24 protein-coding genes and 1 pseudogene are annotated in these 18,371 nt (G+C 67.8%); 8 read left to right on the top strand and 17 right to left on the bottom strand.

From position 1 onward, the window contains the following. Positions 1–217 (top strand): annotated as a pseudogene (locus AC1DSO_RS21815) (DEAD/DEAH box helicase); the annotation flags it as partial. A 70-nt stretch (positions 218–287) separates the two neighbouring features. Here AC1DSO_RS21815 and AC1DSO_RS21810 read toward each other — a convergent pair. Further along, positions 288–521, bottom strand: coding sequence for a Tsi2 family anti-toxin (locus tag AC1DSO_RS21810; RefSeq protein WP_477070803.1), 234 nt, complete (start codon positions 519–521; stop codon positions 288–290). A 26-nt stretch (positions 522–547) separates the two neighbouring features. After that, positions 548–1,018, bottom strand: coding sequence for a Tse2 family ADP-ribosyltransferase toxin (locus AC1DSO_RS21805; RefSeq protein WP_477070802.1), 471 nt, complete (start codon positions 1,016–1,018; stop codon positions 548–550). 192 nt (positions 1,019–1,210) lie between these two features. Between AC1DSO_RS21805 and AC1DSO_RS21800 the strand changes: the two genes are divergently transcribed. After that, positions 1,211–1,483, top strand: a complete 273-nt coding sequence (locus AC1DSO_RS21800; protein ID WP_477070801.1) for a hypothetical protein — start codon at positions 1,211–1,213, stop codon at positions 1,481–1,483. Here AC1DSO_RS21800 and AC1DSO_RS21795 read toward each other — a convergent pair. Further along, positions 1,478–2,629: a glycosyltransferase family 61 protein gene (locus AC1DSO_RS21795; protein WP_477070800.1), complete on the bottom strand. Its 1,152-nt coding sequence runs from the start codon at positions 2,627–2,629 to the stop codon at positions 1,478–1,480. The genes AC1DSO_RS21800 and AC1DSO_RS21795 overlap by 6 nt on opposite strands. A gap of 368 nt (positions 2,630–2,997) precedes the next feature. Between AC1DSO_RS21795 and AC1DSO_RS21790 the strand changes: the two genes are divergently transcribed. Together AC1DSO_RS21790 and AC1DSO_RS21785 are read left to right on the top strand one after the other, a co-directional pair. After that, positions 2,998–4,059, top strand: coding sequence for a GGDEF domain-containing protein (locus AC1DSO_RS21790; protein ID WP_477070799.1), 1,062 nt, complete (start codon positions 2,998–3,000; stop codon positions 4,057–4,059). Between the two features lie 130 nt (positions 4,060–4,189). Beyond that, positions 4,190–4,993 (top strand): enoyl-CoA hydratase/isomerase, encoded by an 804-nt coding sequence (locus tag AC1DSO_RS21785; protein ID WP_477070798.1) that lies wholly within the window; start codon positions 4,190–4,192, stop codon positions 4,991–4,993. A gap of 1 nt (position 4,994) precedes the next feature. Here the strand turns inward: AC1DSO_RS21785 and AC1DSO_RS21780 are convergent, their stop codons facing one another. The 3 genes from AC1DSO_RS21780 to AC1DSO_RS21770 are packed head-to-tail and all read right to left on the bottom strand — an operon-like array spanning position 4,995 to position 6,778. Then, the gene (locus tag AC1DSO_RS21780; protein WP_477070797.1) at positions 4,995–5,402 is read right to left on the bottom strand and encodes an ACT domain-containing protein; all 408 of its coding nucleotides are present in this window, start codon (positions 5,400–5,402) and stop codon (positions 4,995–4,997) included. Then, the gene (locus tag AC1DSO_RS21775; RefSeq protein WP_477070796.1) at positions 5,399–5,803 is read right to left on the bottom strand and encodes a DUF6165 family protein; all 405 of its coding nucleotides are present in this window, start codon (positions 5,801–5,803) and stop codon (positions 5,399–5,401) included. The genes AC1DSO_RS21780 and AC1DSO_RS21775 overlap by 4 nt, the downstream gene beginning before the upstream one ends. After that, complete coding sequence (locus AC1DSO_RS21770; protein WP_477070795.1) at positions 5,804–6,778, bottom strand: glycosyltransferase family 9 protein; 975 nt, start codon at positions 6,776–6,778, stop codon at positions 5,804–5,806. A gap of 109 nt (positions 6,779–6,887) precedes the next feature. On the opposite strand from AC1DSO_RS21770, the gene AC1DSO_RS21765 reads away from it, so the two are divergent. Then, entirely contained in the window at positions 6,888–7,448 is a 561-nt protein-coding gene (locus tag AC1DSO_RS21765) for a TetR/AcrR family transcriptional regulator (protein WP_477070794.1), read from the top strand. A 15-nt stretch (positions 7,449–7,463) separates the two neighbouring features. Next, positions 7,464–8,270 (top strand): lysophospholipid acyltransferase family protein, encoded by an 807-nt coding sequence (locus AC1DSO_RS21760; protein WP_477070793.1) that lies wholly within the window; start codon positions 7,464–7,466, stop codon positions 8,268–8,270. Between the two features lie 123 nt (positions 8,271–8,393). On the opposite strand, the gene AC1DSO_RS21755 is transcribed toward AC1DSO_RS21760, so the two are convergent. Genes AC1DSO_RS21755 through AC1DSO_RS21705 form a run of 11 tightly spaced genes read right to left on the bottom strand, consistent with a single transcriptional unit; the run spans position 8,394 to position 16,085 of the window. Then, positions 8,394–8,594, bottom strand: a complete 201-nt coding sequence (locus AC1DSO_RS21755; protein WP_477070792.1) for a hypothetical protein — start codon at positions 8,592–8,594, stop codon at positions 8,394–8,396. A gap of 5 nt (positions 8,595–8,599) precedes the next feature. Beyond that, on the bottom strand, positions 8,600–8,869 hold the full coding sequence (locus AC1DSO_RS21750) for a hypothetical protein (RefSeq protein WP_477070791.1): 270 nt from the start codon (positions 8,867–8,869) through the stop codon (positions 8,600–8,602). Beyond that, complete coding sequence (locus AC1DSO_RS21745; protein ID WP_477070790.1) at positions 8,869–9,261, bottom strand: HesB/IscA family protein; 393 nt, start codon at positions 9,259–9,261, stop codon at positions 8,869–8,871. Before AC1DSO_RS21745 ends, AC1DSO_RS21750 begins: the two co-directional genes overlap by 1 nt. A 14-nt stretch (positions 9,262–9,275) precedes the next feature. Next, a complete protein-coding gene (locus AC1DSO_RS21740; RefSeq protein WP_047405751.1) occupies positions 9,276–9,635 on the bottom strand; it encodes an SUF system Fe-S cluster assembly protein in 360 nt (119 codons plus the stop codon). A gap of 7 nt (positions 9,636–9,642) precedes the next feature. Next, the gene (locus AC1DSO_RS21735) at positions 9,643–10,869 is read right to left on the bottom strand and encodes an aminotransferase class V-fold PLP-dependent enzyme (protein ID WP_477070789.1); all 1,227 of its coding nucleotides are present in this window, start codon (positions 10,867–10,869) and stop codon (positions 9,643–9,645) included. Next, on the bottom strand, positions 10,869–11,897 hold the full coding sequence (gene sufD, locus AC1DSO_RS21730) for a Fe-S cluster assembly protein SufD (RefSeq protein ID WP_477070788.1): 1,029 nt from the start codon (positions 11,895–11,897) through the stop codon (positions 10,869–10,871). The genes AC1DSO_RS21735 and sufD overlap by 1 nt, the downstream gene beginning before the upstream one ends. After that, a complete protein-coding gene (gene sufC, locus AC1DSO_RS21725) occupies positions 11,894–12,640 on the bottom strand; it encodes a Fe-S cluster assembly ATPase SufC (protein ID WP_477070787.1) in 747 nt (248 codons plus the stop codon). Before sufC ends, sufD begins: the two co-directional genes overlap by 4 nt. Continuing rightward, complete coding sequence (locus AC1DSO_RS21720; RefSeq protein ID WP_477070786.1) at positions 12,633–13,022, bottom strand: hypothetical protein; 390 nt, start codon at positions 13,020–13,022, stop codon at positions 12,633–12,635. The genes sufC and AC1DSO_RS21720 overlap by 8 nt, the downstream gene beginning before the upstream one ends. Next, positions 13,019–14,488 carry a Fe-S cluster assembly protein SufB gene (gene sufB, locus AC1DSO_RS21715; protein ID WP_477070785.1) on the bottom strand — a complete coding sequence of 490 codons (1,470 nt, stop codon included), beginning with the start codon at positions 14,486–14,488 and terminating at the stop codon, positions 13,019–13,021. Before sufB ends, AC1DSO_RS21720 begins: the two co-directional genes overlap by 4 nt. Then, positions 14,488–15,627, bottom strand: a complete 1,140-nt coding sequence (locus AC1DSO_RS21710) for a cysteine desulfurase family protein (RefSeq protein WP_477070784.1) — start codon at positions 15,625–15,627, stop codon at positions 14,488–14,490. Before AC1DSO_RS21710 ends, sufB begins: the two co-directional genes overlap by 1 nt. Further along, complete coding sequence (locus AC1DSO_RS21705; RefSeq protein WP_477070783.1) at positions 15,624–16,085, bottom strand: Rrf2 family transcriptional regulator; 462 nt, start codon at positions 16,083–16,085, stop codon at positions 15,624–15,626. Before AC1DSO_RS21705 ends, AC1DSO_RS21710 begins: the two co-directional genes overlap by 4 nt. Before the next feature lie 181 nt (positions 16,086–16,266). Here AC1DSO_RS21705 and AC1DSO_RS21700 point away from each other — a divergent pair, with 181 nt between their 5' ends. Together AC1DSO_RS21700 and AC1DSO_RS21695 are read left to right on the top strand one after the other, a co-directional pair. Next, complete coding sequence (locus tag AC1DSO_RS21700; RefSeq protein ID WP_477070782.1) at positions 16,267–16,917, top strand: alpha/beta hydrolase; 651 nt, start codon at positions 16,267–16,269, stop codon at positions 16,915–16,917. Positions 16,918–17,009: 92 nt separating this feature from the next. Continuing rightward, positions 17,010–18,290 carry an NAD(P)/FAD-dependent oxidoreductase gene (locus tag AC1DSO_RS21695; RefSeq protein WP_477070781.1) on the top strand — a complete coding sequence of 427 codons (1,281 nt, stop codon included), beginning with the start codon at positions 17,010–17,012 and terminating at the stop codon, positions 18,288–18,290. Positions 18,291–18,371 lie beyond the last annotated feature (81 nt).

Genomic DNA, 18,371 nt, shown 5'->3' with positions numbered 1-18,371 from the left:
TTCTGAGCGCTCGGAACGCCCCGAGCGTTCGGCGCGTGGTGAGCGCCCTGAACGCGATGAACGTTCGGAGCGTGGTGAGCGCCCCGAACGCAACGAACGTCCCGAGCGTCCGGTGCGCGGCGTCCAGCCGGTCCGTGACCGCGACGACGACGACCGCCGCGTGGTCGGCTTCGGCAACGACGTTCCCGCCTTCCTGGCCCGCCCGACCAAGCGATAGTGCTATGTCGGCGAGGCGCCGAGCGGAAACGCTCGGCGCCTTCGTCGTATCTAGACGGCCAGTCGCGGCTTCAGGGCTCCAGCCCGATCAGCTGCTCATACGGCGGCAGATTGCTGGCGCCCCGCCATTCGGCGATGTAGGCGTCGCGCAGTTCGATCGAGGCCAGTCGATAGGTCTCGAGCAGATCCTGCAGGTCGGCGACCTCGGGGCCCTGCGCCTCCGCGCAATCCTGGTCCAACCGCTCCATCTCGGCCTGCACCGCCTGAACGGCCATCATCAAGGTTCGGCCGCTGACCGGCTGCATGCGCTGTCTCCGTCTCTTCGCCGTCGTCAGGACTGCGTCTGTTTCGCCGTCTCGATGGATCTGACGATCGCGTTGCGCGCCAGATTGTCCAGCGCGCCCACGAAGGCCCCCTTCTCCATGCGGCCCGCCTTGACCTCGATCTGGTAGTGGGTCGCGGCGAACTTTTCATTATAGCCGCCCTTGACGATCTTCAGGGAGTCCGGGACCTGGGTGCCCTCGGGGAGGGTGAAGCTGCGCCACCAGGCCCGGCCAAACACATATTCTCGGTCGAACAGCGACGTTCCGCCTCCCGTCCTCACGTACGAGACGCCCCGGTCGCTCTCCATCTGCACGTCGGGCGCGCGAATAGTTCTTCTGCCACGCGTCTCGATCGTCTTGGGTTCGAAAAGAGGGTCCAGAAGATGGGCCGCGGGCGTGCTCTTCTCGACCAGGGGCTGGTCGTCCGGCCACTCGGACTTGTGAAGCGCCCTGTAGAGGTTGGTGTCTGTCGTCGCCATGACGTCGCCTCCTCCTTGCATGGCGGCATCCCTGGCCGCTCATCGGGAGGCTTGCATCCCTAGCGCGAGTTTCGCAAGCGGAGCCGTGGCCATACTTGTGGAACGCTGTTATCCTGCTCGACGTTTTCGGCTTGATCGCGCCGGAGCCCGGCCGGTCGCGCCCCTTGCTAAGCAAGAATGGGAGGACTGCACTTGGCCGCCATCGAACCCGAACTCGACAAGGAAGCCATTCTCGTCGCGCACGAGAAGACCTACCACGCCTTCGCCGTGCTGTTGCGCTGGGCGATGCTGGGGTTGGCCGCCACGATCAGCGCCCTGACCGTATGGTTCGCCACGCCGGGAGGCTTTTGGGGCGGCCTAGTGGTCTTTTTGCTGGTCTGGGTCGCCGGCTATTACGGCATGGTCCATCGCGAGGAGCAACAATCGCTGGATCCGTGGGCGCCGGGCCGCAAGGGCATCCTATAAGGCCGCGTCCACGAAGGCCAACAGGTCGTCCAAGGGCGGCCTGAAGGCGAACTTGAAGCCTCGGCGGAACCTGGCCAGCAGCGGCGCTTGCCGCGCCGGGCACGGTGAAGCGCAGACATAGCCGCGCCAGTCGACCCCGACCTGGCGAGAGGCCGCGCGCACCCATTGGCTGGTGAAGTTCAGCGGCTGGATCTCCACGACCCGCGCGCCGCGGGGCAGGAAGACGGCGTTGGCCAGGGCCGCGCCGCTGGCGCCGACCACGACCTCGGCGTCGCGCATCAGGGCGACCTGCGCGGCCGCGCCGAGCTTTTCCGGTTGAACGATCGTGAAGCCACGCGCGGCCAGGGCGCGCTCGAAGGCCGCCTCACCCACCATCACGCGCATCGAATGGCCGCGCCGTGAGAGATAGACGCGCCGCGCGCCGCTTCCGGCCGGCGAGCGCGCCAGCACCCGCGCCGCGACGTCCGCCAGCAGGCCGTTCGGGTGGTGCAGGAAATGGTCCATGCTGGTCGAGAAGGTCGCGCGTTTCAGGCGAACGACCGGCGCCTCGACCTCGCGAAGCTGGATCTCGGGAAACGCCAGAGCGATCAGGTCGCGTTGCCAGGCGGTCAGCGTCGGCGCCAGGACCGGCGCCTCGTCCAGTAGCCCTGCTTGCTCCAGCGCCAGCAGCGACGGCAAGGCGTCGATGACGAAGTGGCCATAGTTGAACGTCGCGCCCCAGGGCAGGAACACCGCGCCGCTGTCCAGCTCGGGCGCGGAGGTCGGCGGCGTGAACCGTGTCGCGCCGTCGCGGACGCCCGGGATCGCCGACAGGTCTCCCGAGCCATGCCGCGCCTCGCCGATCGTGGCGTTGTAGAGCGCGCCGTCGGTTCCGATCAGCCCGCCGAAGCGCGGGAACCACCAAGCCTCGCCGATCGCGCACAGCGCCGGGACGTTGACCGGTGGCGACACGGCGATGTCGTGGGGCCAGGCGCCGGCCTCCGGACCGCCCAGCCGTCCCGGCGGCGCGGCGGCCGAGGCGTCGTGTTCCGGCGACCAGGCGACGCCGGTCTCGCCGCGCGCGAAGCGCTCGCGCAGCTCCGCCGCCATCATGGGCGGCAGGTCCTGGGCTTCGACGATGGGACGCAAGGAAAGCGGCGCGGTCATGCGCCGCTTGGAGCATGGCCTTCTCGCCTTGTCATCCCGGCGCTGCACCCCAACCGGCGAGAGTTCGGCGGCGGCGGCGGCATTCCAGGCAGGCGCGGCTTTTTGGCGCTGTTGGACCTGCGTCCCTGGAGCCTCGCGGCGCGCGAAGGACGAATTCGCCGGCCTATTCATGACCTTGTCGCGCTTTCCTCGGACGGGTCCGAAAACGCGGAGCCCATCTCTTCGGCCCTCATAATGGGCGAACGTGCGATCGCACTTGAGCGAACGCCGTTCGTTCTTAACGGGTCGTAAGAACTCTCGGGTCTAAGGTTCCGCTCCAGGCGATCGGTATTTCCGCGAGTGGAAACGCCGATGGGGGAAGAAGAAAAATGTCGGACGTCGAAACCACACTGCGCGGACCCGAGGCTTACAAGATCGCCTCGCGCGCCCTGGAGCTGATGGAACGCCACCAGGTGTGGCCGACCGCGCTGAATTTCGAGCTGTGGACCCACTACGTGGCCGATCCCGATGGCGCCTTGGCCCGTGAACTGACCCGTCTGATCTCGCTCGGCGAGCCGATGACCGAACTGGTCAGCGAAGAACTGGCCGCGACCTACCTGCCCAAGGCGCGCCTGAACGAACAAATCCGCGACGCAGGCGACCTGCTGAGCAAGGAACTGGAATCGGTCTCGAAAGCCATCCAGAACGCTCAGAAATCCAACGCGGCTTTCGGCAAGCAACTGGCTGGTGCGACCAAGAACCTGGACGCCGGCGCCGATGTCGACTCCATCAAGACCGTGGTCACCAATCTAGCCGAGGCCACGCGTCGCGTGCACAAAGAGAACCAGTCGCTGGAAGCGCGTCTGGCCGAATCCACCGCCGAGGTCGACCGTCTGCGCGAGCACCTGGAACAGGTCCGCCGCGACGCCACGACCGACGGCCTGACCAACCTGGCCAACCGCAAGGCCTTCGACGAGGAGCTGGACCGCGCCTGCTCCGACGCCGACGACACCGGCACGACCATCTGTCTGGCCGTGCTCGATATCGACCATTTCAAGGGCTTCAACGACACCTGGGGCCACCAGACCGGTGACCAGGTCATCCGCTATGTCGCCTCGGTGATCGGCCGTGTCGCCGCGCCGCCGCGCTTCGCCGCCCGTTACGGCGGCGAGGAGTTCGCGATGATCTTCCCGCGCGAGGCCGCCTCGGCCGTCGCCACCACCCTGGAAGAAATCCGCGTCGAGGTTTCCTCGCGCATGCTCAAGCGTCGCTCGACCAACGAGGACCTGGGCGCCATCACCATCTCGTCGGGCTTCGCCGAACGCCGCCCGAACGAGACCGGCCACTCGGTCATGGAACGCGCCGATGCGGCGCTCTACGCCTCCAAGCGCAGCGGCCGCAACCGCGTCACCGCGGCGGAATCCATGCCGGGCGCGGCCAACGCCGCCTGATCCCTTCAGCTGGACTACCCACTTGGACGCCGCCGGTCGCGAGATCGGCGGCGTTTCCTTTTGAAGTTTCCGCTAGCCTTCCCAAGGGGCAAAGGCGCCTAGACTCTCCCTAACACCAAGGGAGGTCGCCGTGGACTATCAGAAGATCCGACTCGCCACGCAGGATGGCGTCGCCACCGTCACCCTCGCCGATCCGGCCACGCTGAACGCCGCCAGCCTGGAGATCGCCCGCGAGCTGATCCACGCCTTTTCCTCCATTGCCGCCGGCAACGTCGAGGCCCGCGCCGTGATCCTGACCGGCGAAGGCCGCGGCTTCTGCTCGGGCGCCAACCTGTCGGGCGGCGGCGCGGCCGGACGGGCGTTGGACGTCGACGGCAAGCCCGACGCCGGCTCGGCGCTGGAAAGCACCTACAATCCTCTGATGACGCTGCTGCGCGACTTCCCGTTGCCGATCGTGACGGCGGTGAACGGCCCCGCGGCGGGGATCGGCTGCTCGATCGCCTTGATGGGCGACATCGTCGTGGCGGGCGAGAGCGCCTATTTCCTGCAGGCCTTCCGCCGCATCGGCCTGGTCCCGGACGGCGGCTCGACCTACCTGCTGCCGCGCCTAGTCGGCAAGGCGCGGGCCATGGAGATGATGCTGCTGGGCGACAAGATCCCGGCCGCGACCGCCCTGCAATGGGGCTTGGTCAATCGCTGCGTCCCGGATGCCGAGCTGATCCCGACCGCCCACACCCTGGCGGTTCAGCTGGCCCAGGGGCCGGCCGCGCTGGGGACGATCCGCAAGCTGGTCTGGGACAGCCTCGACAGCGACTGGACCGGCCAGCTGCACGCCGAGCGCAAGGCCCAGAAGGTCGCCGGCAAGACCGAGGACTTCATCGAAGGCGTCACCGCCTTCCTCCAGAAGCGCGTGGCGGCGTTCAAGGGACGTTAGTTCAGGGGGCGCTGGCGGCGGCCTGGAGCGCCCGCAGGATCGCGACGGCCTCGTCGGCGCGCTCGACGGGCACGAAGACATGGTCGTGGTTCAGCGCCGCGACCATGTTGCAGGCGATCCCGGCCTCGGCCAGCGCCGCGGCCACGGCGGCGGTCAGACCGACGCCGTCGAGGGCCGAATAGACATYGAGCGTGATCAGGGCCATCGGCGCCGCGACTGGAAAACCCACGGCTTCAGCCGCGCTACGCTCCAGGATCAGACTGACCCCTTCGGCCTCGCGGAACATGGCCAGCGGGTTCAGCGCCGCCCAGTCCCGGTCGCCAGCCGCGCAGAAGACGTATTGGCCAAGCTTAAGGTCAGGCGACATGCCGACGATCATTTCCAGAGCGCTAGCAACGACTTGCGTCACTCTTTTGATGTCGCCAGATAGGGCTTGTAGCTCTTTTCCTCGACGATCTCCGAGCCCGCCGCTTCGTTGATGGCCCGCTTGATCGCCGCGCGCTTGTCGTTGTCGATATAGACGCGGCGGGCCAGGGCCACGAAGTCTGGGCCGAAGTCCTGGCGGCGCTCGCAGTCGCGCTTGCCGTCCTCGATGTCCCACAGGGCCGCGTTGACCGCCGTGAGCTCGTCGGTCAGGCGGACGAGCTCGGCATTGTCGGGCAGGTGCTCTCGGGCCGTGGCCTCCAGCAGGGCCAGCTCTTTACGGACATTGGCTTCCTTGGCCGGATCGCCGATGCGCTGGGCCTTGACCCGCAGGATGGTGATCTTGTCGACCAGTTCGCCCGCCGAGATCGGCGCGAGGATGGACATTCAGGCGGCTCCGGTGACCAGCGTCTCGAGGGCGGCCCAGGCCGCGTCGACCGGCAGAGCGTCCATGCCGCTTCCGTAGTCCTCCGCGACCAGCATCTCAAGCCGCTGGGCGGCGGGGCGGAACTTCACCGACTTGCGGCGGTCCTGCTGCAGTGACAGCAGCGGCGCGCCGCCGGCGGCCAGCATGTGGCCGGGGCCGGCGTCATTGGCGACTCCGGCCGCCAGACGTCCGGCAAGAGCGATGACCAGCAGCGGGCCCTTCACGTGGGGGTACGGATCCACGCGGTCCCGCTCAGGGTGTAGCCCTTGCGGGATCTCGCGCGCGGCGACGGTGGCGTCCTCGGCCTCGTCGGGACCGAACAGGAAGACCGGCGTCCAGCCCCGACTGACGACGCGGCGAGCCAGTTCCAAATAGTTCTCCAGCGGCCAACGCTTGTCCTGACCGCCGGCCCCCGGCGCCAGGCCGACATAGGTCGGCCCGGCCGGCAGCAAGGCCTCGGCGGCCTTCACGGCGTCGGGATTGTTCAGGACCAGCGGACGCGGGCCGCCCTGCCCGTCCGTGGCCAGCGACAACAGCCGCGCCAGGCGGTCGGTGACGGCCACCGGCCAGTCCTTGTCGCGGGCGTGACGGGCGGCCGAGACGAAGCGGCCGGTTACGCCGCGACGCGCCACGCCGCTGCGGCGCAGGTTTTCCTGGGTGTCGATGACGAGATCGAACGCACGGCCGCCGAACGGTTTCGACCACGGCAGGCTGTCGAGCGGTCGCGCGCCGTTTCGGCCCTCCAGGATCACCTCATCGACATAGCCGGCCACCACGCTCTTCAGCGGCCCCGCATAGACCGTCTCGCCCTTGGCCGCGCACCAGCTGATGCGGGCGTCCGGGAACGCGGCGCGCAGGCCGGCGACGAAGGGCAGCTTGATCAGGCCGTCGCCGATCACCTCGCCCATCGAATAGATCAGAACCGTCTGGACCATGACCGTGTGTCGCCGCCCCGCCGGCCGCGGTCAATCGCGAGATCGCCGATCACGACAATGTAAGTGAACGCTCACTTGCATTTCGCGGGCATCGTGCAAAGCTTCCCCCATGAGCGCCAAGCCCCGCATCGAACGCGCCGCCCTGGAGGCCTTCGTCGTCGACGGCGTCGACGCGACCACGACCAAGACCATCGCCGCCCGCGCCGGCGTGTCCGAAGGCGCAATCTATCGGCATTGGAAGAGCAAGGACGAGCTGGCCGTCGGCCTGTTCATGGACTGCCACCGCCGGCTCTCCAGGCTGATCGAGGACGAGGCCGGCGCGGTCCACGGCATCGAGGCCAAGGCCGAAGCCCTGGTCCGCGCCTATTGCGCTGTGGCCGACGAGGACTGGCTGCTGTTCTCGTTCCACCTGCTGCAGCTGCACCATTTCCTGCCCTACTATCAGGAGGATGGCCGTGACCCGGTCACCCTGGTCGAGGACCTGATCAAGCGCGCCATGCTGGCGACGCAGCTGCCGCCGGGCGATCCGCGCGTGCTGGCGGCCATGGCGATCGGGGTGATCACCCAGACCGCCCAGAACAAGGCCTACGGCCGCCTGGGCGGCGACGCCCTGTCGACCCACGCTCCCCTGATGACAGCGGCCGTCAAGGCCGTGCTTTTCGCTCGATAGAGAGATCCGATCGCCATGCGCAGCGCGCTGTTCAATGCCTACTACTGGGTCCTATCGATCTTCTACGGCCTGTCGGCCGCCCTCTCGGCGCTCTTGCCAGGCCGCAGGCCGGTGGCCTTCGCCCTGCGGCTCTACAGCCAGCGGATGCTGTGGGCCCTCGGCGTCTTCGCCGACGTGAAGGTCCAGCTGAAGGGCCAGGAGAACCTGCCCAAGGGCCCGTTCATCATCGCCGCCAAGCACCACAGCTGGGGCGACGGCTTCGTGATGTTCGCCAATGTCGAGAACCTCAGCTTCGTGACCGGCGATCATCTGGAGAAGTTCCCGCTGGTCGGGGCGATCCTGAAGAAGTTCGGGGCCATCGTCGTCGACAGCTGCGGCGGTCCCGAGGCCCGCAAGGCCCTGTCGGCAAGCGCCGCCCAGGTCGCGGCCGAGGGCCGGCGGATCCTGATCTATCCCGAGGGCCACCTGGCCGCGCCGGGCGAGCGGTTCCGCTACCGGACCGGCGTCTACTACATGAGCAAGGACTTCGGCCTGCCGGTCGTGCCGATGGCCACCAACCTCGGCTGCTTCTGGCAACAGACGCAGAAGGCCAAGACGCCGGGAACCGCGACCGTGGAGTTCCTGCCGCCCCTGCCGCTGGGCCTGGACAAGGCCGAGTTCATGCAGAGGCTGGAAGCGGCCGTCGAAGGGCGCACTAACGAGTTAATCGCCCAGGCGCGTGGCGAGCCGGTGCGGCCGTCGGTGCTGGTGGAGTGGAACGGGCGGAAGAACGTGACTGCTGAACCTTCCGCCAAGGCCGCCACCGCGAACCTTCTCCCATAGGGAGAAGGAGGGGCCCACGCCGCGGGCGTGGGAGGATGAGGGGTTTCAGAGGCCGAGGGTGTAACCCCTCACCCTCCCACCGCTTTGCGGCGGGCCCCACCCTCTCCCTATGGGAGAGGGATTTTAAAGCTCGACCGGGCACTCCGCCGGCACGGCCACGAAGGTGCCGTCCGCCCGGCGCTTGGCGAAATGGGTCTGCGCGCAGCCGCCCGAGCACAGGATGCCGGTGTCCGACCAGTACAGCGGCGCGTCGTCCTCGTGACGGAAGCCCGGCGCGCCCCAGGCGAGGCCACACTCGATGCAAGAAGGTGTGCGGGCGAGCATGGCGGTCAATCCTTGAATTCGGTGTCGGAACGCGGCGCGTCCGGCAGTTGGTCGTCCAGCGACTGGCGGTAGTGGACGCAGCCACGCATGAACTGCGGCCAGGCCGGTACGACGGGCTGGGGATCGGTCTTCTCGGGCAGCAGGGCCCACAGGTCGGGATGGTGCCAGCACAGTTCATGCAGCGTGCTGTCGCGGTGCGCGCGGATCGCCGCGCGCAGCTTGCGAACCTCGTCGATCAGCGCTTCACGCGACAGATCGTCAAGATCCTCATCCACTAGTCCAGCGCCTCCGGCGCCGGCTGGATGGTGACGCTCTCGCCGCAGCCGCAGGCGTCGGTCTCGTTGGGATTGTGGAACACGAACTTCGAGGCCAGCTTGGTCACCTCGTAGTCGATCTCGGCGCCGATCAGGAACAGCACGGCCTTGGGCTCGATCAGGATCCGGACGCCCTTTTCCTCGATCACCTCGTCGATCGGGTCCTGGGTCTCGGCATATTCGAAGACATATTCCGAACCCGCGCAGCCGCCGTTCTTCACGCCGACGCGCAAGCCCGCGTAAGGCTTGTCGGCGCGGTCCATGATCTCCTTCACGCGCGCGGCTGCGGCGTCGGTCAAGGTGACGACCTTGGGACGCGGACGGCGGGGACGGACGGTGATCGCGGTTTCCATGGCTTTCGAACCGATCAGAACATGTTCAGTTGCAACTTAGCCTCGTCGCTCATGCGCGAGGCGTCCCACGGCGGCTCGAACACCAGGTCGACCGTGCAGGACTTCAGCTCCGGAATCTCCATCACCGCGTCGCGGACCCAGCCCGGCATTTCCCCGGCCACCGGGCAGCCTGGCGCGGTCAGGGTCATGTCGATGGCCACGTCCTTGTCGTCGCTGACGTCGACCTTGTAGATCAGGCCCAGCTCGTAGATGTCGACCGGGATTTCCGGGTCATAGACGGTCTTCAGCTTCTCGATCAGCTGGTCCGTCAGCCGGTTCAGCTCGTCCTTCGAGAGGGCGGTGACAGGCTCGGGAGAGGCGGCGGCGTCGGTCATGGGCGGCTCAACTGAAGAAACTGCGGGCCTTGGCCAGCGCGTCGACGAACGCGTCGGCCTCGGCCTCGGTATTATATAGGGCGAACGAAGCGCGCGCGCTCGACGTAACGCCGAAACGGCGCATCAAGGGCTCGGCGCAATGGGTGCCGGCGCGGACGGCGACGCCGTAGCGGTCCAGCACCTGGGCGATATCGTGGGCGTGGGCGCCTTCGACCGTGAACGACAGCACCGCGCCCTTGCCGGGCGCCTCACCCAGGATCCGCACGCCGTTGACGCCGCGCAGCTGCTCGGCGACGCGGCTGTAGAGGGCGTGCTCGTGGGCGAAGATGGCGTCGCGATCCAGGCCGTTCAGCCACTCGATCGCCGCGCCCAGGCCGACGGCCTCCAGGATCGCCGGCGTACCGGCTTCGAAACGGTGTGGCGGATCGGCATAGGTGATCTTGTCGAGACTCACGGAGCCGATCATCTCGCCGCCGCCCTGGTACGGCGGCAGCACGGCCAGGCGCTCGGCCTTGCCGTACAGCACGCCGATGCCGGTCGGGCCGTACAGCTTGTGGCCGGAGAAGACGTAGAAATCGACGTCCAGCGCCTTCACGTCGACCTTGGTGTGGACCACGCCTTGGCAGCCGTCCAGCAGCACCGGCGCGCCGGCCGCATGGGCCAGACGGATGACCTCGGCCACGTCGTTGACCGTGCCCAGCACGTTCGACATGTGGGTGACGGCGACCATCTTGGTCTTTTCGGACAGCAGGCCCTGATAGGCCTCCATGTCGAGGCGGCCGTCGTCCAGCACGGGGATGAACTTCAGCACCACGCCCTTGCGCTCGCGCAGGAAGTGCCACGGCACGATATTGGCGTGGTGCTCCATCTCGGAGAGCACGATCTCGTCGCCGGCGTTCAGCGACAGGCCGAACGAGGCCGCGACCAGGTTCACCGCTTCGGTGGCGCTCTTGGTCCAGACCACCTCGGTCGGTTCGGCGTTGATGAAGCGCGCGACGCTTTCACGGGCCTTTTCATAGGCTTCCGTGGTTTCATTCGCGAGCGTGTGCAGGCCGCGGTGGACGTTGGCGTACGAGGTCCGCGCCAGGTCCATCATGGTGTCCAACACCACGTTCGGCTTCTGGGCGCTGGCGGCGCTGTCCAGATAGACCAGCGGCTTGCCGTGCACGGTCCGTTGCAGGATCGGGAACTGCTCGCGGATCGCGGCGACGTCGAAGGGGGCGTCAAAAGCCATCAGGTAGGACTCCCCAGCTTGCGGGCCACCCAGGCGGCGGCGACGGCGCGCGCGCCCTCGTGCGCGATGCGCTCGACCACCTCGCCGACGAAGGCGACGGTCAGCATGGCCTTGGCCTCGGCTTCCGGGATGCCGCGCTGGCGGGCGTAGAAGATCGCTTGCTCGTCCAGGGCGCCGATGGTGTTGCCATGGGCGCAGGAGACGTCGTCGGCGAAGATCAAAAGCTCGGGCTTGGCGTCGACCTCGGCCTTGTCCGACAGGATCAGGGCGTGGTGACCCATGCGCGCATCGGTCTGGTCGGCGCCCTGGGCGACGACGATCCGGCCCTGGAAGACACCGCGCGCCTGGTCGGTGACCATGCCCTTGGTCAGCTGACTGGTGACGCCGTCGACGCCGGCGTGGGTGACGACGGTCGTCTGGTCGGCGTGGCGCTGGCCCTCCAGTATATAGACACCGTCGAGGCGCACCTGGGCGTGGGCGCCGGGGTGATTGACCCGCGTCTCGATCCGCTGGCGACGCGCGCCCGAGGTCAGGACGGTCTGGGCGTAGGTCGCGCCGGGGGCCAGATCGACCTCGGCGGTGACGACATTGATCGCCTCGGCGTCGTCCTCGACCAGCAGGATGCGCTCCAGCGAAGCGCCCTCGCCCACGGCGATCTCGAGCGAAACGTCCGAAACGTAGCCCGCCGCGCGACCTTCATGGCTTTCCAGCAGGACCAGGCTCTCGCCCGGCCTGACGACCAGGGCGTGGCTGGCCGCCTGCGAGGTCTTGTCGGCCAGGGTGATGAACCGCAGGGCCACGACGCCCGAGACGGCCTCGGCGTCGCTGACGCGACGGCCGTTCACGAACACGGTTTCGGTCGCGGTCAGGTCGGCGAACGGACCGGCCGGAACATCGCCGTCATGCGCCGGCGCGGCCGGCGGCAGGACCCGCAGCAGGCCGCGCAGATCGGTCCAGCGCCAGTCCTCGTCGCGCCGCGAGGGCAGCGCGGTCAGGTCGCCGGTCTTGAGGGCAGAGGCGAGACTCATGCGGCGGCCACGTACTTGTCGTAGCCCTCGGCTTCCAGCTGCAGGGCCAGTTCCGGGCCGCCCGAGGCGACGATGCGGCCGGCGGCCAGCACGTGGACCTTGTCGGGTTTGATGTAGTCGAGCAGGCGCTGGTAGTGGGTGATCACCAGCATGCCGCGCTCGGGCGAGCGCAGGGCGTTGACGCCTTCGGAGACGATCTTCAGGGCGTCGATATCGAGGCCGCTGTCCGTCTCGTCCAGGATCAGGAACTTCGGGGCCAGCATGGACATCTGGAAGATCTCCATCCGCTTCTTCTCGCCACCCGAGAAGCCGACGTTCAGGCCACGCTTGAGCATGTCGAAGTCGATCTTCAGCGCCGCGGCCTTCTCCTTGGCCAGCTTCAGGAAGGCCGGAGCGGCGACCTCGTCCTCGCCGCGCGCGCGGCGCTGGGCGTTGAGGGCGGTGCGGATGAAGGTCAGGGCCGGGACGCCCGGGATCTCCAGCGGATATTGGAACGACAGGAACAACCCCTTGGCCGCCCGCTCGTTGGGGTCCAGCGCCAACAGGTCATCGCCGTTCAGGCTGGCCGAGCCTTCGGTGACCTCGTAGCCGCCACGGCCGCTCAGCACGTAGGACAGGGTCGACTTGCCGGCCCCGTTCGGGCCCATGATCGCGTGGACCTCGCCGGCCGGGACGTCCAGCGTGACGCCCTTCAGGATCGGCTTGTCCTCGACGCGGGCATGAAGGTTCTGGATCTTAAGCATGGGTCTCGTTGAGTTTTCTGTATTCCGCGTCGTGGCCCGCGAAGGTTCCGGCGACGGCGATCTGGCCTTGGATGGCGGCGTTTAACAGCGAAAGATCCTCGGACGGGATCCAGTATTCCTCATGGCCGGGCGTGCCCGAGACACGATGCTCATAGGCGTTCAGGAAGGTCTTTAAGACCGCGAACCGGACGACGTAGCCGCGCCGATAGGTCGTGTGAACGGCGTTCCAGTCCCGAGCCAGCTTGGCCGCGTAGGCCTCGCTGGTGACGGGACGGAAGACCGGCTGCTCGATGTCGTGCGGCGGAAAGGCCTTCCAGTCCGACGCCTTGATATCCTGCAGCTCTTCCATGCCGACCGGCTGGTAGAGCTTGACGGTCATCATCCGACGCTGCCCTCCAGGCTGATCGCCACCAGCTTCTGGGCTTCGACGGCGAATTCCATCGGCAGCTGCTGCAGCACGTCCTTGACGAAGCCGTTGACCAGCAGGGCCACGGCCTCTTCCTGGCTCAGGCCGCGTTGCTGGCAATAGAACAGCTGGTCGTCCGACAGGCGGGTGGTGGTGGCCTCGTGCTCGAACACGCTGTGGCCGTTGCGGGCCTCGATGTACGGGACGGTGTGGGCCGCGCAGGTCTTGCCGATCAGCAAGGAGTCGCACTGGGTGAAGTTGCGCGCGCCCTTGGCCTTCGGGTGAGCCGAGACCAGGCCGCGATAGGTGCTGGTCGACTTGCCGGCGCTGATGCCCTTGGCGACGATCCGCGAGCGGGTATTGGCGCCCAGGTGGATCATCTTGGTGCCGGTGTCGGCCTGCTGGTGGCCGTTGGTCACCGCGATCGAATAGAACTCGCCCGACGAGCCCTCGCCGCGCAGCACGCAGGACGGATATTTCCAGGTGATGGCCGAGCCGGTCTCGACCTGGGTCCAGGAGACCTTGGAGCGGTCGCCACGGCAGTCGGCGCGCTTGGYCACGAAGTTGTAGATACCGCCCTTGCCGGTCTCCGGATCGCCCGGGTACCAGTTCTGGACCGTCGAGTATTTGATCTCGGCGTCGTCCAGCAAAACCAGCTCGACCACCGCCGCGTGCAGCTGGTTCTCGTCGCGCATCGGAGCCGTGCAGCCTTCGAGGTACGAGCAGTAGGCGCCCTTGTCGGCGATGATCAGGGTGCGCTCGAACTGACCGGAATCCTTGGCGTTGATCCGGAAATAGGTCGACAGCTCCATCGGGCAGCGCACGCCCGGTGGAATGTAGACAAACGAGCCGTCCGAGAAGACCGCGCTATTGAGGCAGGCGAAATAGTTGTCCGAGGTCGGCACCACGCTGCCCAGGTACTGGCGCACCAGCTCCGGATGTTCGCGGACCGCCTCGCTCATCGAGCAGAAGATGACGCCGACGGCGGCCAGCTCCTTCTTGAAGGTCGTGACGACGCTGACGCTGTCGAACACCGCGTCCACGGCATAACGAGGAGCCCCTTCGACGCCCGCCAGGACTTCCTGTTCCTTCAGCGGGATGCCCAGCTTGGYGTAGACGGCCAGCAGCTCCGGATCGACCTCGTCCAGGCTCTTGGGGCCCTCCTTGGTCGAAGGCGCGGCGTAGTAGTAGCTGTCCTGGTAGTCGATCTTGGGGAAGTTCACCTTCGCCCAGGTCGGCTCTTCCAGCTCGAGCCAGCGGCGGTAGGCGTCCAGGCGCCAGTCCAGCATCCACTGCGGCTCGCCCTTCTTGGCCGAGATGAAGCGGACGATGTCCTCGGACAGCCCTTTGGGCGCGAACTCCTGCTCGATCTCGGTCGTGAAGCCGTGCTCGTATTTCTCGAGCGCGGCGACGGTTTCGACAGTTTCCTTGACCGCGGCCACTACGCCACCTCCCGGCGCCGTGCGCCGATACGCTTCCAGGCGGCGAGCCAGGCGTCGCCGCACTTGATCCAATCGTCTTCCGTGCTCGCCCAGCCGCCGCTCACTCGCAGAGCGAACGGCGCCAGGTCGGACCGGCCCATGGCTTCCACCACACGGCTGGCCTTGACCTTGCCCGACGAGCAGGCGCTGCCGGCGGAGACCATGACTCCGGCCAGGTCCAGGGTCATGACCTGGACCTCGGAGCCAAAGCCCTCGCCCGCGAAGCACAGGGTCTGGGGTAAACGCGCCGCGCCCTCCCCGAGCACCACCGCGCCGTGCGCCTTGACCCGTTCGGCCAGGGCGTCGCGCCAATGGGACTGTTCGGCCATCGAGGCAAGGCTTTCCCGCGCCGCCCGGGCGGCCGCGCCAAAGCCGGCGATGCCCGCCACGTTCTCGGTGCCGGCCCGGCGGCCGCGCTCCTGGCCGCCGCCGTGCTGGCGACGGACGAGCGTGGCGCGGGTCCCGGCCACCAGCGCGCCAACGCCCTGCGGCCCGCCTAGCTTGTGAGCCGACAGGGCCATGGTGTCAGCGCCAAGGGCCGAAAAATCGACGGCGATCTTGCCGGCCGCCTGGACGGCGTCGACGTGCAGCCAGCCGTCCCGAGCGCGAACCAGGGCCGAGGCTTCCGCCACCGGCTGGATGACGCCCGTCTCGTTGTTGGCCAGCATCAGGCAGACTAGGGTCTTGCCCGGAATTTCAAGGGCTTGCGCCAGCCAGGCCAGATCGACGACGCCATCGCCGTTCACCGGCAGGATCTCGACCGGAAGGCCCGAAGCCTTGGCCGTCTCGACCACCGCATCGTGTTCAATGGCGCTGACGAGGATGCGTTGGACGCCGGCGGCCTTGGCGCTCTCGATGGCCAAGGCATTGGCCTCGGTGCCGCCGCTGACAAAGGTCACCGAGCCCGCGGGCACGCCGACCAGAGCCCCGACCTCGGCGCGGGCGCGCTCGACGATATCGCGCGCGGCGCGGCCGGCGGCGTGGACCGACGAGGGGTTGGCCGGGCTCTCCAGGGCGCGCAGCAACGCTTCCCGCGCCTCCGGCCGCAGGGGGGCCGTGGCGTTGTAGTCGAGATAGACCGATGTGCGGTTGATGCTCACTCGGCCGCGATCTCCATGGGCGCGGCCGGACGCAGCTTGCCCGCCAGGACGTCGGCTACCGACACCGAGGCCAGATAGCCGTGGATCTGGCGGCCCATTTCTTCCCACAGGCCGTGGGTCATGCAGCGCTCGCCGCCGGCCATGCAGCCCCTGGGCTGGCCCTTGGTGAAGCCGCAACGCGTGGCGCGCAGCGGCTCGTCGACCGCCAGCACGATGTCGGAGATGAAGGTCTCGGTCGACGCCTTGGCCAGGCGGTAGCCACCGCCAGGCCCGCGGGCGCTGATCACCAGGCCCTTGCGGCGCAGGCGCGCGAACAGCTGTTCCAGATAGGACAGCGAGATCTGTTGGCGGCCGGCGATCTCGGCCAGGGCCACGGCGCGGCCCTCGCTTTCGTCCTGGCGCTTGGCCAGGTCGGTCATCGCCATGACCGCGTATCGTCCTTTGGTGCTCAGGCGCATCGCCTTACCCCTTGCAGATTCCGCGCGCATCGGCTTTTGCGTGTGCTACAAGCCGCGACTTCGCGCGCGGGCCCTCCAGCCCGCGAACTGGTTGCGATCTAGGAAGACCAAGCGCAGTAGTCAAGTATTCGGCGACCCAAATCGTCGAACGAGGGACCGCTGGCGAGCTCAAGGGAACGACATGCCTGATGTGATTTTGACCGGCGCGTCCGGGCGGATCGAAGGTCGCTATTCTCCGGGCAAGACCGAGACGGCGCCGATCGCGCTGATCCTGCATCCCCACCCGAAAGCCGGCGGTCACATGAACCACCCGGTGGCGGTTCAGCTGTATCACCTGTTCATGAAGCGCGGTTTCGCCACCTTGCGCTTCAACTTCCGCGGCGTGGGCCGCAGCCAGGGCGAGTTCGACGCCGGCATCGGCGAGCTGGCCGACGCGGCCACCGCCCTGGACTGGCTGCAGACGTCCAACCCGGCCGCCAGCCAGACCTGGGTCGCCGGCTTCGATTTCGGCGCCTATATCGGCATGCAGCTGCTGATGCGCCGTCCSGARACSGACGGCTTCATCTCGGTGTCGCCGCCGACCAACATGTACGACTTCAGCTTCCTGGCCCCCTGCCCGGCCTCGGGCCTGWTCCTGACCGGCKSSGCCGACACGATCACCCCGCCGGTCGAGGTGGAGCGCGTGGTCACCAAGCTGCGCACCCAGAAGGGCATCACGATCGACTACGAGGTCATCGACAAGGCCACCCACTTCTGGGCCGAGCACCTGCCCAGCGTCGAGAAAAGCGTCAGCGAATATCTCGACAAGCGCCTGGCCGCCGAGCCGATCTAGACGTTTCAAAGGCCTCCCTCCGGGGAGGCCTTTTTCGTTGGGCCTCACCGCACTATATTTTCATCGATTGATGAATAATGATGGAGACGGTGATGCACTACGACATCGTCATCGTCGGCGGGGGCGCCGGCGGGCTGGAACTGGCGTCGCGGCTGGGCCGCAAGCTGGGCGGCAGACATGGCAAGCGCCGCGTGCTGCTGATCGACCGCTCCAGCTTCCATATCTGGAAGCCGACCTTGCACGAGGTGGCGGCCGGCACTCTGGACGTCCACCAGGAGGGCATCTCCTACCCGATCCTGGGCCGCTCGAACGGCTTCAACTTCTTGCTCGGCGAGCTCGAGACCTTCGATCCCGCGGCTAAGCGCCTGACGTTGAAAACGATCACTGGCGAGCGCGGCGAGATCCTCGCGCCCGAGCGCGCCATCAGCTTCACCTATGGCGTGCTGGCGATCGGCAGCGGTTCGAACCTGTTCGGCACGCCCGGCGCGGAACAGGCCCATCTGCTGGAGCGCACCGAGGACGCCGAGGCCTTCCACGCCCGTCTGCTGGCGGCCTTCACCAAGGCCTCGTTCTCGGAGGACAAGATCCTGCGCGTGGCCATCGTCGGCGGCGGCGCCACGGGCGTCGAACTTTCGGCCGAGCTGATCGAAGCGCATCGCGAGCTGCTGGGCAGCCTGGGCGACGAGCAGCGCTTCCGTCTGGACATCACCGTGGTCGAGGCCGCGCCGCGCATCCTGGGCGGCCTGCCCCAGAAGATCGCCGACAAGGCCACGCTGGCCCTGGAGCGCAAGGGCGTGGCCGTGAAGACCGGCGCCAAGGTCCTGGCCGTCCATGCCGGCCGGCTGGAGACCAGCCAGGGCGACATCCCCGCCGACCTGATCGTCTGGGCGGCCGGCATCAAGGCCGCGGCCGCCAACAAGGATTTCGGCCTGGAGGTCAACGGCGGCAACCAGTTCGTGGTCAACGACCGCCTGGAGACCTCCGCCCCCGACGTCTGGGCCCTGGGCGACTGCGCCGCCGCGCCCTGGAAGGATGGCAAGACCATCCCCGCCCGCGCCCAGGCCGCCCACCAGCAGGCCAGCTATCTGGAGAAGGCGCTGCTGGCGCATCTGGCCCAGCGGCGCGTCGAGACGCCATTCGTCTATCGCGACTTCGGCTCGCTGGTGTCGCTGGGCGACAACAAGGGCGTCGGGGCGCTGATGGGTGGGCTAGGCGGGCCGAACTTCTTCATCGAAGGCCTGCTGGCCAAGTGGGCCTACATGTCGCTGCACCTGGACCATCACCGGGCGATCCTGGGCGTGGGGCGGACCGTGACCCTGGCGCTGGCGAGGCTGTTGCAGCAGCGGGTGTCGGGGCGACTGAAGCTGCACTGAAATCTGCTCCCCCGCGAGCGGGGGAGCTGTCGCGGAGCGACTGAGGGGGCTAACGCGGCGTTCGCCCAGCTTGCCCCCTCC

The sequence above is a fragment of the Caulobacter sp. P4_E5 genome, assembly GCF_056401555.1.
The sequence above is the reverse complement of the archived record's forward strand: the minus strand, read 5'-3'. Positions and strand labels throughout refer to the sequence as shown.